Source organism: Neobacillus vireti, assembly GCF_036962465.1.
In the GTDB taxonomy this organism is placed as follows: domain Bacteria; phylum Bacillota; class Bacilli; order Bacillales; family Cytobacillaceae; genus Neobacillus; species Neobacillus vireti_B.
The window spans coordinates 113652-127114 of record NZ_JBALNF010000022.1 but is presented as its reverse complement, the minus strand read 5'-3'; the positions used below and the strand labels follow the sequence as shown (position 1 = coordinate 127114).

The 13463-nt window shown below is 38.4% G+C and carries 15 protein-coding genes and 1 pseudogene; 15 read left to right on the top strand and 1 reads right to left on the bottom strand.

Annotated elements, in window-relative coordinates; genetic code table 11:
• The 10 genes and pseudogenes from V7077_RS09930 to V7077_RS09885 all read left to right on the top strand — a co-directional run.
• Nucleotides 1-556: pseudogene (locus V7077_RS09930) on the top strand (hypothetical protein); the annotation flags it as partial.
• Nucleotides 540-1436: a glycosyltransferase family 2 protein gene (locus V7077_RS09925; protein ID WP_335500930.1), complete on the top strand. Its 897-nt coding sequence runs from the start codon at nt 540-542 to the stop codon at nt 1434-1436. The pseudogene V7077_RS09930 and the gene V7077_RS09925, both read left to right, overlap by 17 nt.
• Nucleotides 1429-2361, top strand: coding sequence for a glycosyltransferase family 2 protein (locus V7077_RS09920; RefSeq protein WP_335500928.1), 933 nt, complete (start codon nt 1429-1431; stop codon nt 2359-2361). The genes V7077_RS09925 and V7077_RS09920 overlap by 8 nt, the downstream gene beginning before the upstream one ends.
• 15 nt (nt 2362-2376) lie before the next feature.
• Nucleotides 2377-3192: a glycosyltransferase gene (locus V7077_RS09915; RefSeq protein WP_335500926.1), complete on the top strand. Its 816-nt coding sequence runs from the start codon at nt 2377-2379 to the stop codon at nt 3190-3192.
• 113 nt (nt 3193-3305) lie between these two features.
• Nucleotides 3306-4181, top strand: coding sequence for a glucose-1-phosphate thymidylyltransferase RfbA (gene rfbA / locus V7077_RS09910; protein ID WP_335500924.1), 876 nt, complete (start codon nt 3306-3308; stop codon nt 4179-4181).
• Between the two features lie 10 nt (nt 4182-4191).
• Nucleotides 4192-4752: a dTDP-4-dehydrorhamnose 3,5-epimerase gene (gene rfbC, locus V7077_RS09905; RefSeq protein WP_335500922.1), complete on the top strand. Its 561-nt coding sequence runs from the start codon at nt 4192-4194 to the stop codon at nt 4750-4752.
• Between the two features lie 10 nt (nt 4753-4762).
• A complete protein-coding gene (gene rfbB / locus V7077_RS09900; protein ID WP_335500920.1) occupies nt 4763-5785 on the top strand; it encodes a dTDP-glucose 4,6-dehydratase in 1023 nt (340 codons plus the stop codon).
• Complete coding sequence (gene rfbD / locus V7077_RS09895) at nt 5786-6631, top strand: dTDP-4-dehydrorhamnose reductase (RefSeq protein WP_335500918.1); 846 nt, start codon at nt 5786-5788, stop codon at nt 6629-6631. It abuts the gene before it with no gap.
• A 345-nt stretch (nt 6632-6976) separates the two neighbouring features.
• Nucleotides 6977-8074, top strand: a complete 1098-nt coding sequence (locus V7077_RS09890; RefSeq protein ID WP_335500916.1) for a glycosyltransferase family 4 protein — start codon at nt 6977-6979, stop codon at nt 8072-8074.
• A gap of 141 nt (nt 8075-8215) precedes the next feature.
• The gene (locus V7077_RS09885; RefSeq protein ID WP_335500914.1) at nt 8216-9274 is read left to right on the top strand and encodes a glycosyltransferase family 4 protein; all 1059 of its coding nucleotides are present in this window, start codon (nt 8216-8218) and stop codon (nt 9272-9274) included.
• Between the two features lie 92 nt (nt 9275-9366).
• On the opposite strand, the gene V7077_RS09880 is transcribed toward V7077_RS09885, so the two are convergent.
• Nucleotides 9367-10008 carry a YigZ family protein gene (locus V7077_RS09880; RefSeq protein WP_335500912.1) on the bottom strand — a complete coding sequence of 214 codons (642 nt, stop codon included), beginning with the start codon at nt 10006-10008 and terminating at the stop codon, nt 9367-9369.
• 235 nt (nt 10009-10243) lie between these two features.
• On the opposite strand from V7077_RS09880, the gene V7077_RS09875 reads away from it, so the two are divergent.
• From V7077_RS09875 to V7077_RS09855, 5 genes are all read left to right on the top strand, one after another.
• Nucleotides 10244-11386, top strand: a complete 1143-nt coding sequence (locus tag V7077_RS09875; protein ID WP_335500910.1) for a sensor histidine kinase — start codon at nt 10244-10246, stop codon at nt 11384-11386.
• A gap of 49 nt (nt 11387-11435) precedes the next feature.
• On the top strand, nt 11436-12122 hold the full coding sequence (locus tag V7077_RS09870; protein WP_335500908.1) for a response regulator transcription factor: 687 nt from the start codon (nt 11436-11438) through the stop codon (nt 12120-12122).
• 96 nt (nt 12123-12218) lie between these two features.
• Complete coding sequence (locus V7077_RS09865) at nt 12219-13058, top strand: DegV family protein (protein ID WP_335500906.1); 840 nt, start codon at nt 12219-12221, stop codon at nt 13056-13058.
• 38 nt (nt 13059-13096) lie between these two features.
• Nucleotides 13097-13225 (top strand): hypothetical protein, encoded by a 129-nt coding sequence (locus V7077_RS09860; protein ID WP_335500904.1) that lies wholly within the window; start codon nt 13097-13099, stop codon nt 13223-13225.
• A gap of 34 nt (nt 13226-13259) precedes the next feature.
• Complete coding sequence (locus V7077_RS09855; protein ID WP_335500902.1) at nt 13260-13406, top strand: hypothetical protein; 147 nt, start codon at nt 13260-13262, stop codon at nt 13404-13406.
• Nucleotides 13407-13463 lie beyond the last annotated feature (57 nt).

Here is a 13463-nt window from a genome sequence, read left to right as displayed (position 1 = left end):
ATTTTTTTCTAATAAAAAAGTATCTACTTTTTTGAAAAATTTATTAAAAAGTAGATCGAGAATATTTTTGGCAGCGGGTACTGTTTTAGTATTTCTCTGCGTGGCTGCATTTGTAATATACCCTTATTTTCAGAGTTTGTTGCTTCTGAAAATGCAACGTTCGATTCCAACTCGTTTTGACCAAGTGATTCATCTTATTAATAATTTAAGGGAGACAACTAGCTCCGTACTATTTGGTCAGGGTTTAGGGAATTTAATTAATGTAATCTCAGACTACCGCGACTACCGCAATTACTACTATTACGAATTACAAACAATTTATATTCTCAATCAGGTTGGCGTTTTGTATTTTATTTTCTTCCTGATTACAAAGGTTACCTTTATTATTAAATTTTGGAGAAATAAATTTGTCTATTTAATTTATCTTGCTTATGTAGTATATGCTTTTTCGAATCCTTATTTATTTGATGCAACCAATATTATGGTACTGATTGTATTAAATTCATTAAGTAAACTATATCTAAAAGAAGGTTATAACAGTGAATCGAAAATTTAAGGTTTGTGCTGTTATGGTTTGTTTCTATCCTGACATAGAAGAACTTTCCTCTAATATTAATGCCATTGTTGGACAAGTTGAGAAATTAATCATAGTTGATAATAGTGAAAAGCCAGTTAATCACGACTTTTTAAATAATAGTGATCATGCAAGTAAAATTGAATGGGTTTCTTTGAAGGAGAATTTGGGGATTGGCGCGGCGCATAACGTCGGAATCAAAATGGCATTGGAACAAAATTTTGATGGCATCCTGCTGCTGGATCAGGACAGTAATCCACCCGAAAATCTCGTGAAGGAACTCTCTTCAGGTATTCAATTTCTGAATGATCAAGGGATAAAAGTAGCTTGCTTGGGTCCGGATATTTTTAATAAAAACACAAATGAAACCTATAAGCCCTTAGTAAATAAGGGAGTAGAATTAAGTCAAGATTTTGTAGAAAAAGATGTTTTGATTAGTTCTGGGAAATTAATTTCAGCTGAGGCTGTCAAACAAATTGGGATGATGGATGAAGCTTTATTTATCGATTTAGTTGACTTTGAGTGGTGCTGGAGAGCAAGGAAATATGGCTTTAGAGTTTTTAGTAGTAAACGGGCTAGAATGGGACATATGGTTGGGCAGAAAAATATAAAAATTTTAAATTCGTATAATTTATTAATCCCTGCTCCTATCAGACACTATTATCAATTTAGAAACACCATTTTTCTTTTGAAAAGGGATTATGTTCCACGATATTGGAAGATAAAAGCACTAATTGAAAGAAGTATCGAATTTTTCCTTTACTCTTTACTAATCTCCCCCAGGTTAAGCCGATTTCGGTATATTGTTAAAGGGATAAAAGATGGCTTATTCAACAGGAAAGGGAAATTTATTAATGGCTGATAGCATGATAAATATAGAAAACGTATGTGCAATTGTTGTTACCTATAACCCTAATATTGAAGAGCTAAAGGAAAATATGGAATCAGTTGTTCATCAAGTTGGAGGAATCTGCATTGTTGATAATTCTACCGATGCATCCCTCCAGGAAAAGCTTCTGGCTTTCCAAGAGAATAAAAAGTTTCATGTCCTATCTAACAAGGGAAACTACGGGATCGCCTTTGCACAGAATATTGGGATGAAATGGGCCTTAGACAAGGGCTATGAGGCTTTTTTTCAATTAGATCAGGATAGTAAACTGATGGAAGATACGGTGTTAAAATTAGTAAACGAATATAATTTTTTATTAACCCAAAATAAAAAGATCGCTTGCATTGGACCATTAGCGTATGATCGTGATAAATCGGAAGACGCTGTCTATCACAATTACAGTTCAGATAATGAAAGAATTATTAAAGTCCCGCAAACCTTAAGTTCTGGTTCCTTAATTCCAAAGGATTCTTTTATAGGCATTGGCGGTATGGAAGAAGACTTATTTATTGATTTAGTTGATTATGAGTGGTGTTGGCGGGCAGAAAAACATGGCTATTCAACCTATGTTACGAATGATGTGAAAATGGCCCACCGTTTAGGGGAGGACAGGTACCACTTTTTAGGTAAGAGTATTGGGGTCCCTTCTCCAATCAGACATTACTATCAGTTCCGCAACACCCTGGAAATGTTTAAAAGGTCTTACGTGCCTTTAAATTTTAAACTGAAATATATTCCCATTTTACTTTTTAAGTTTTTCTTTTTTAGCCTGTTTGTAAAACCAAGAGCGGTCCGTTTTAAATTTATGGTAAAAGGGACGATGGATGCACTGAGGGGAGTTAAAGGAAATATTAATGGCGACCGGCCAGGTATCGTCAGGATACAAAGTCATGAATAAAATGGAGTTGAAATAATGAACTTTTCAGTTCTTATGTCCGTATACTTTAAGGAAAAACCCGAGTATTTAAGAGAATCAATTGAAAGCATGTTACGTCAGACCTTAAGACCAACTGAAATTTTAATTGTATTTGATGGGAAACTCACGGATGAATTGTATCAATTATTAAATGAATATAAAAAGGCAGACCCAGATTTATTTAAATATGTTGAACTAGAACAAAATATGGGGTTAGGAAAAGCCTTGGAGATAGGGATTAAGGAATGTAGTTATGATTTAATCGCAAGAATGGATAGTGATGATATATGTCATCCACAACGATTTGAAAAACAAATAAACTTTATGAAAAATAATCCTGATGTACAAGTTCTTGGATCTTGGATCGGTGAATTTGAAGAAGATGTTGAAAAAATAGAATCGATTCGTAAAGTTCCTGCCAGCTATGAGGAGATTTTACAATATGCCAAAACACGATGCCCGTTAAATCATATGACTGTCGTTTACTGGAGAGATGCTGTTTTAAAAGCTGGCAGCTATCAGACCTTAATGTGGAACGAGGATTATTATTTATGGGGAAGAATGTTAAATAGTCATATAAAAATAATGAATATACCAGAAATTTTAGTCTATGCTCGTGCTGGTGCAGATATGTTCAACCGACGCGGGGGACTAAAATATTTCAAAAATGAAATGGTACTGCAAAAAGAATTTTTAAAAATGAATTTTATTGATAGACAAACGTTTATCAAGAATGTTATTACTAGGGGAGCTGTCAGAATACTTCCTAATTCTCTTAGGGGCTTTGTTTATAAAAGTCTGCTAAGACGCTAAGAAAAATAAAAAAGAACCTCCTTAATTTTTAAAGCGATGGATAAATAGTAGGAATTACATATTTTTAAAATGTTTATAGGCATAAATAACCTTGAATGGGAGCTGAATGAAAAATGAAGGGAATAATTCTCGCAGGTGGAAGTGGTACACGTCTTTATCCGTTAACAAAGGTAGTCTCAAAGCAATTATTACCTGTGTATGACAAACCAATGATTTATTATCCGCTTTCTGTTCTTATGTTGGCAGGGATAAAGGATATTTTAATTATTTCTACCCCAGAAGATACAGCACGTTTTGAGCAAATTTTAGGAGACGGTTCCGATTTAGGAATGAATTTTTCGTATAAAATTCAACCACATCCTGGCGGGTTAGCACAAGCATTTTTAATCGGTGAGGAATTTATTGGTGATGACAATGTTGCCCTAGTACTAGGTGACAATATTTTTTATGGCCATGGACTAACCGATCTATTAAGAAGAGCAGCTTCTAGGGAAACTGGGGCATCCGTATTTGGATATTACGTAAACGATCCAGAGCGTTTCGGTGTGGTTGAATTTGATAGCGAAGGTAAAGCCGTCTCAATTGAAGAGAAGCCTTTAGAGCCTAAGTCTAACTACGCAGTGACCGGACTTTATTTTTATGATAATCGGGTTGTAGAGATTGCCAAGAACATCAAGCCTTCTCCGCGTGGTGAACTTGAAATTACCGACATTAACAAGGCTTATCTAGATATGGGGGAACTCAATGTAGAGCTGCTTGGACGCGGTTATGCTTGGTTAGATACCGGTACACATGCATCATTATTAGAGGCATCGCAATTTATTGAGACAGTGGAGAAACGGCAGTCCTTAAAAATTGCCTGTTTAGAAGAAATTGCATATAAAATGGGCTATATAACAAAAGATAAGTTATTAGAATTAGCGGAGCCATTAATGAAAAATCAATATGGTCAATATTTACTAAAAGTAGCAACTCAAGAATTGAAATGAGGTATCACTAATGAACGTTATTGAAACGAAGCTATCTGGAGTGAAAATTTTAGAACCAAAGGTTTTCGGTGACCATCGCGGTTACTTTATGGAAAGTTATAATAAAAATATTTTTGAACAATTAGGTTTAAACTTTGATTTTATTCAGGACAATCAGTCCCTTTCAGCTCCTGTTGGAACTTTACGCGGGTTACATTTTCAATTAAATCCAAAAGCACAAACAAAGGTTGTTCGCTGTGTAACAGGAGCCATTTATGACGTTGCGGTCGATATCCGACAAGGTTCTCCTACATATGGACAATGGGTCGGCGTGATTTTAAGTGAACATAATAAACGTCAGCTGTTAGTTCCCAAAGGTTTTGCGCATGGGTTTTGTACACTTGTTCCCGATACCACCGTGGCTTATAAAGTAGACGAATATTATTCGCCTGAGCATGATGGGGGCATCCTCTGGAATGATCCTGCATTAGGCATTGATTGGCCAACGACGAATCCTATTCTTTCTGATAAGGATACCAAGCACCCAACATTAGCAGAAGCAAAAAATCTAAATTTTATGTTTGAGAAATAGGAGGCAACTAATGAAATTATTAATCACAGGCGGAGCTGGTTTTATTGGCAGCAATTTTGTCCGCTATATGGTAAATAAATATCCAAACTATCAAATCGTAAATCTTGATTTACTGACCTATGCAGGAAATCTTGAGAACTTAAAGGACATCGAAAATGCAGCGAATTACAAATTTGTTCGTGGTGATATTGCAAACCGCGAATTTATCGGTGAACTATTTCAACAAGAGAAGTTTGATTATGTCATTAATTTCGCTGCTGAATCACATGTAGACAGAAGTATTACGGATCCGGGAATCTTTGTTCAAACGAATATCCAGGGGACGCTTGCCCTTCTTGATGCGGCTAAGACAATTGGCGTAAAGAAATACCTTCAAGTTTCGACAGATGAAGTTTATGGAACCTTAGGAGAAACAGGCTATTTTACTGAGGAAACCCCATTAGCAGCTAATAGCCCTTATAGTGCTAGTAAAGCTGGTGCAGACCTGCTTGTTCGTGCTTATCATGAAACGTTTGGCTTACCAGTGAATATTACACGCTGCTCAAATAATTATGGACCTTTCCATTTCCCTGAAAAGCTGATTCCATTAATGATTATTAATGCTTTAAATGACAAGGAGCTTCCTGTTTATGGGGATGGCTTAAATGTACGTGACTGGCTTCATGTTGAAGACCATTGCCAAGCAATCGACCTTGTTCTTCATAATGGCCGCAATGGTGAGGTATATAACGTCGGTGGCAATAATGAACGCACGAATATTGAAATCGTTAAAACTATTTTAAAGCAATTGGGCAAGCCAGAGTCGTTAATAAAATTTGTTAAAGACCGTCCTGGTCATGACCGCCGTTATGCAATCGATGCTGCGAAATTACGAAATGAACTTGGGTGGAAACCAAAATATACATTTGATACCGGCATTGAACAAACGATTAATTGGTATTTAGAGAATAAACAATGGTGGGAGAACATCATTTCTGGAGAATATCAGGATTATTTCAAATCCCAATATGGTGAGAGATTAGAGGTAGAATAAATGAAAGTTGTTGTTACAGGAGTGAAAGGCCAGTTAGGCTATGACCTTGAAAAGCAATTAACGGCCAGAAACCACCAGGTATTTGGCATTGATCGTACTCAATTAGACATTACTGATGAGCAAGCTGTCAAAGCATATATTGAGTCCGTGAATCCTGACGCTGTTTTACATTGTGCCGCATATACGAATGTCGATGCCGCGGAAGAAGACAAAGAAACAGCCTACAATGTGAATGCATTAGGTGCAAAATACCTTGCCGAAGCAGCAAGCAAGGTTGGAGCTAAAATGGTTTATGTAAGTACTGATTATGTTTTTGATGGTACAGCTTCCGAGCCATATGAAGTAGACCATCCGACCCATCCGCTTGGTGTCTATGGAGAAACAAAATTCGCGGGTGAAGAATTTGTTAAAATGTCTTTAGACCGTTATTTTATCGTTCGTACTGCATGGGTATTTGGAATCAACGGAAATAACTTTGTCAAAACAATGCTCCGTCTTGCAGAAGAGCGCGATGAATTAGGGGTTGTTCACGACCAGGTTGGCTCCCCTACTTATACCGTTGATCTTGCTCGATTTATGATTGATTTAGTCGAATCTGATCAATACGGTGTCTATCATGCCACCAATGAAGGTGTTTGCTCTTGGTACGAGTTTGCGGTGGAAATTTTTAACCAAGCTGGTGTGAATGTGAAGGTAAATCCATTGACTTCTGAACAATTTCCCCGCCCAGCGGCTAGGCCAAAATATTCAGTTTTAAGTAAGAAGAAAATAATGGATCAAGGTTTTACTCCGCTCCCCAATTGGAAAGAGGCTTTGTCAGCATACTTAAGGGAAATTAAAGGTTAATAAGTTATAATGAAAGGGATATGTTTAAGTCGTATCATCGACTTTTTTAACATATTCCTTTTTTTCATACATATTCTTATTGTTATGTAAAAGAGCTTTAATTAATTATTTTGCGGAATGTAACCTAGTTCACCATAATTCGTCTAACTATTGGGTACATAAAAAGGAAGTGTTCTAACAAAATAGTTTACAATGTTAGAGATTTATTACAAAGTAAATTTAATAGTTTCATTGAATAAAAGTCTGTGCTATAATCCTTAAGGAGTATTTTATCGAAATTTGGCTTTTTTTATAGTTTAAATCACTAAAAGAACAGGTAATGATAAAACCACGGAGGGTCTATTTATGTTATATCTAACTTTATTCTTGTGTTTTTGTGCTTCGATCTTCCTCACACCATTCGTAAAAAAATTAGCTTTTAAAATTGGAGCAACTGACAAGCCCAATCAAAGGAAAGTTCATCAAAAAATTATGCCTCGTTTAGGCGGGCTGGCTATTTATATAAGTTTTATAATAGGAATATTGATTATTAAACCAATTGAGAATTTTCATTTGCCACTTTTACATCCTAATGGAAATGTACACATAGCGATTCTGCTTGGAAGTTTAATTATTATCCTTACAGGTGCAGTTGATGATGTGAAAGAAATATCACCAAAGGTAAAGCTTTTAGGACAAATTCTTGCTTCCTTAGTGATTATCATATTAGGTGGTATAAAAGTGGAGTTTATTAACTTGCCTTTTGGTGGGGGCCGGTTAGACTTTGGAATATTCAGTATCCCATTTACAATGGTTTGGATTATCGGTATAACCAATGCGATTAATTTAATCGACGGATTAGATGGTTTAGCTGGCGGGGTATCCACAATTGCCTTATTTGCAATTGCCGGAATGGCTTATATAACAGGTAACCCTTATGTAACGGTTGTAGCATTAATTGCTGCTGTATCTACCATGGGCTTCCTTGTCTATAACTTCCACCCAGCTAAAATATTTATGGGTGATACGGGTGCTTTATTTTTAGGTTTCTTAATTAGTGTCCTATCGTTATTGGGTCTAAAAGGTGTCACGTTTATTTCATTAGTTATCCCAGTTATTATTCTTGGTGTACCAATTTCTGATACATTCTTTGCGATTATCCGTAGACTTGTCAACAAACAACCTTTATCGGCACCAGATAAATCGCATTTACATCATTGTTTACTAAAATCAGGCTTCTCACATCGTCAAACTGTGTTATTGATTTATGCTATGAGTGCCATTTTTGGACTAGCAGCATTTATCCTTTCACAGTCAACGCTTCTTGGGGCAATTCTGATTATACTCACGATTTTAATTACCATTGAGATTATTGTCGAGAAAATTGGTCTTATCCGTGAAGATTACAAACCACTGCTAAAACTAATCCGAGGTTTTAGAATAGTGAATGTGCGAGATAAATAATTTTAAAAAAACAGGCGGCCAACATTTAGTTTGGCTGCCTGTTTTTTTATATTTTTTAATTAGGATTTCCGGATATTAACATCTTCTAACGTGTTTCGAATCAGCATTAATGGACAAACTTATCTTTAAGGAGGATGTTATATGTTTTTTCTTACCTTGATATTATGTTTTGTCCTATCTGTTCTTATTACACCACTTATAAAAAAGCTTGCATTTCGAATAGGTGCTACTGACAGACCTAATCAACGTAAGGTTCATCAATCTGTTATGCCAAGGATTGGAGGATTAGCGATTTTTATTAGTTTTATAATAGGAATTATCCTCTTGCATCCTGAAAACCAATCCTCATTACCGATATTAGTTGGCTGTTTTATTATTATAGCAACTGGCTTTTTGGATGACTTGATAGAACTGCCGGCTAAATACAAACTGATTGGACAACTCGCTGCGGCGTGCGTGGTTGTTTTGTGGGGGAATTTGCAGGTTGTCTTTATTAATCTTCCGTTCGGCGCACAGCTTCAATTTGGTTTTTTAAGCATTCCTTTTACGATTATTTGGATTGTCGGGATTACGAATGCAATTAACTTAATCGATGGTCTAGACGGCCTGGCAGCAGGGGTTTCATCAATTGCATTAATCTCCATATCAGGTATTGCTTTTATTCAAGGATATTTATATGTCTTCGTCATTGGTTTAATCGTACTCATGAGCACACTAGGATTTTTAATATACAATTTTCATCCCGCCAAGATTTTTATGGGGGATACAGGTGCACTCTTTTTGGGTTTTATCATCTCCGTATTATCGCTGCTCGGTTTTAAAAACGTTACCTTTATCTCGTTTATAATTCCCGTCATCATTCTCGGAGTACCCATTTCTGACACTCTCTTCGCGATTATCCGAAGAATTATTAACAAGCAGCCCTTGTCAGCTCCTGATAAATCTCATCTCCATCATTGCATGCTCAGAATGGGGTTCTCCCATCGGCAAACAGTGTTGCTTATTTATGCGATGGCCGCTTTTTTTGGACTTGTTGCCGTTATCTTTTCGCAGGCAAGAATTGGCGGTGCCCTCGTCTTAATCGGTGTAATCGTTTTGTTAATCGAAATTATTGCTGAAAAGATTGGCCTAATGGGCAAAGACCATAAGCCGCTGTTGAATATCGTACGAACATTAACAACGGCCAAAGACCGCTCATAATAGGACAAGGGACTCAGGATTCTTGAGCCCCTTAATTTTTTTCCCAATTGTCTAGCCGGTATGGTCCTATTATAATGGACCTAAGGAAAAATTTATTCTCTTGTGTAGTCTTGTTCGAGATAGAGCATTTCACCCTGCTCTAATGTACATTGGCCGTTGGTTAGTTCAATCATCCATTCTCTGAAGGATTGGACTTGACTTTCGTCTACATACGTTTCGACTTCGACGATATCTAAGTAGTGTATTTCTTTTATTTTATAATCCGAGGCGCGCAGTTCCTTCTCAATTTTCCCAAGCCAAGTATAATCAAATTTGGCATGGATGACTTGTGAAAGTTTTCTTTCGACGATGCCTACCGCATCAAGCCCTTCAGAAGTGGCTTTGCCGTAAGCACGGATCAGCCCGCCGGCTCCTAATTTAATGCCTCCAAAGTAACGTGTAACAACTACCACCGTGTCCTTAAGCTTTCGCTTTTTTAAAACCTCAAGGATCGGCACACCCGCTGTTCCGCTTGGTTCACCATCATCATTAGCTTTTTGGATTTGGTCATGCTCGCCGATGAGGTAGGCTGAGCAGTTATGCGTAGCATTCCAATTTTGTTTCTTAATGGTTTGAATGAACTCAACCGCTTCATTTTCAGTTTCAGCTCTTTTCAAATGGGCAATAAACCGTGATTTTTGAATCGTAATCTCGTGTTCGCCGCTCTGTTTTACAGTATGGTAACGAGGAAGCATAATAAGCTCCCCTCCTTTTTTAAAAAAATATTTGTAATATACCTTTAATATGGTGGTAACGTTCGAATGATATAATAGTAATGGTTCAAAAAGTATCCTTAAAAGGAATGTAACACTATCATTATATTACTTTCACCCCAGAAGAAGGTCAATAAGAGTGTTATCGTTCGCTAATTGCTTTTATTCCATGTAAAATATGTTAAGGGCCTTAAGGGAAAACCCTGGAGGGAATGAAATGAAACTAAAAAAGGTCAATACAAAGTCAATTGATGAAATTCGTGAAGAAATGATTGACAGGGTAACTAGCAGTAAAAGTGATATCTTTCGAATTGGTGAGCAATGCCGTCAAGATTATGAGAGTATGACATCGGAACTTCGAAATATTAAGGATATGATGGTTAAGCTCATTGAAGAGGGGAACCAGCTGGAAGATCAGGTTCATCAAGCCCGGCTGATGTTATCAGAAGTTAGTATGAATTTTAAAAAGTATACCGAAGAAGAAGTGCGTGAGGCCTATGAAAAAGCCCACCAGCTGCAAATGGACCTCTCCATTAATTGGCAGTACAAAAAACAGCTCTTGGAAAAACGGGATGATTTGGAGCGAAGATTGATTGGGTTAGATGACACGATTGACCGCGCCGACCAGCTTATTTCCCAAATTTCTGTGGTGATGAATTACTTGACAAGTGATTTAAAACAAGTCGGGGAAGTCATCGAAACCGCCAAAGCCAAACAAGACTTTGGTTTGAAAATCATTGAAGCCCAGGAAGAGGAGCGAAAACGCTTGTCCCGGGAGATTCATGATGGTCCTGCCCAAATGCTGGCCAATGTGATCATGCGTTCTGATCTGATTGAACGTGTATATAAAGATCGAGGGCCAGAAGAGGCTTTTGCTGAAGTTCACAGCTATAAAAAAATGGTGCGGGCCGCGCTTTATGAGGTGCGGAGAATTATTTATGACCTCCGTCCAATGGCACTTGATGATTTAGGCCTTGTCCCCACCCTCAAAAAATACTTACAAACGATCGAAGAATATCATAACCACTCAAGGATCGAGTTTGTCAATGCCGGTCTGGAGCTCCGGCTGCCAACGAAGTATGAGGTTGCGTTGTTCCGGATGATCCAAGAGTCCGTGCAAAACGCGCTTAAGCACGCGAATGCCTGTGTAATCAACGTTAGATTGGAAATTACCAATTCTGCTGTCACCGTACTCATTAAGGATAATGGTGTTGGATTCGATACGTCGATTAAGAAACCTGAGTCCTTTGGGATGATTGGAATGAGAGAGCGTGTCGACCTGCTTGAAGGGGAAATTACGTATGATTCGAAAATTGGTAAAGGAACATCCGTCCTCATTCGTGTTCCATTAATTAACTAAAAGAAATTATGGCAGCAAATGATAAAATTGAAATAAGGGGGAGTACCAAATGACAACCAAAATTGCTATTATTGATGATCACCAACTATTCAGAGAAGGTGTTAAAAGAATACTAGAATTCGAAAAGTCGTTCCAGGTTGTGGCCGAAGGCGATGACGGAAGCGATGCTTTAGGATTAGTGGAACAGTACCAGCCTGATGTGGTTATTATGGATATCAATATGCCGGGTATGAATGGTGTCGAGGCAACCCGTGAACTTGTTGAAAAATATCCAAGTACAAAAGTCATTATTTTATCGATTCACGATGATGAAAATTATGTGACCCATGCCTTAAAAACAGGTGCATGCGGCTACTTATTAAAGGAAATGGATGCGGATGCTCTTATTGAGGCGGTACGTGTTGTAGCGGATGGCGGTTCTTACTTACATCCAAAGGTTACCCACAACCTTGTGAATGAATACCGCAAACTGGCCACCACTGCCAGTCGTTCCGGAGGCGGTTATGTACAAACACTTGATATCCGCCGGCCATTGCACTTGTTAACCCGCCGTGAATGTGAAGTTCTGCAGATGCTTGCCGATGGAAAAAGCAACCGAGGCATTGGCGAATCTTTATTTATCAGTGAAAAAACAGTCAAAAACCATGTAAGTAATATTTTACAAAAAATGAATGTTAATGACCGCACCCAAGCCGTTGTATCTGCGATTAAAAATGGCTGGGTCGAAGTGAGATAAAGTTGTTTAGGAGCACGCCTTAAATGGGTGTGTTCTTTTTTTGTGGCTTCATATAAAATAAAAGGATAGTCAAAAATACAAGGATGGTACATTTTTATGAAAACGGCAATTGTCACGGATAGCACCGCGTACATACCGAAGGAGTTACGAGAACAATTTACTATACATATGATCCCGTTAAATGTGATTTTCGGGACGGAGGCCTATCAAGAAGAGGTCGATTTAAACGCAAGTGCGTTTTTTGAACAAATCAAAACTAGTGGCCTGCCTACTACCTCCCAGCCGCCAATCGGGAAGTTTGTGGAGCTGTTTGAGGAGCTAGCCACAGATTATGATGCGGTGATTAGTATTCATTTGTCGAGCGGAATCAGCGGCACGTATCAAGGCGCGGTAACCGCTGGAACCATGGTTGAAGGGATTAAGGTTTATCCGTTTGATTCCGAGATCAGCTGCATGGTTCAAGGATTTTATGCGCTTGAGGCCGCTGATATGGCCGGACGCGGTGAATCGCCTGAGCGGATTATGAGCCGGTTGGAAGAGTTGAAGCAATCGGCCGATGCTTATTTCATGGTAGATGACTTGTCAAATCTGCAACGCGGCGGCCGTCTGTCGAGTGCTCAAGCCTTTATTGGCAGTTTGTTGCAGGTGAAGCCGCTCCTGCATTTTGAAGAGAAGGTCATTGTGCCATTTGAAAAAATTCGCACCCGGAAGAAGGCTCTAAAACGGATTGTCGATTTACTAGGTGAAGCTGTCTCAGACGGCGCGGATTACCGGGCTGTGATCATTCATGCGAATCGTGAGGCAGAGGCGGAGGCGTGGCGTGAGGAGTTAGCGGGTTTGTATCCTCATGTTGAATTTATGATCGGCTATTTTGGCGCCGTGATTGGTACCCATCTTGGTGAGGGTGCGATGGGCATGGGTTGGATGAAAAAATAAGATAGGTAGTTTGCTGCCATTCCGGTGTTTGGGCCGGGATGGCTTTTTTGATTGGTGCGGGAATGGGGTTTACACGGGGAGTGGTACGGAAAAAAGGAGAAGTGTGCGGAATTATTAAGGATGTGCGCGGGCAGCCAGGAACCGGAGCTAGTTTTAAAAATAGGTAATTAAAAAGATGAGGTTTACGGAAATAAGGGAGATTTGTACGGAAAAAAGGGAGAAGTGTACGGAATTATTAAAGAAGTGTGCGGAAATAAAGCGGAGGCCCGCGGAAATCCAGTTCAAGTGTGCGGAAATCCAGCTGGAGGGCAACGAGGTAACCGAGCTATTTTAAAAATAGGTAATTGAAAAAGAAGAGGTTTACAGAAATAATGGGGAGTTGCACAGAAAAAAGGGAGAAGTGTA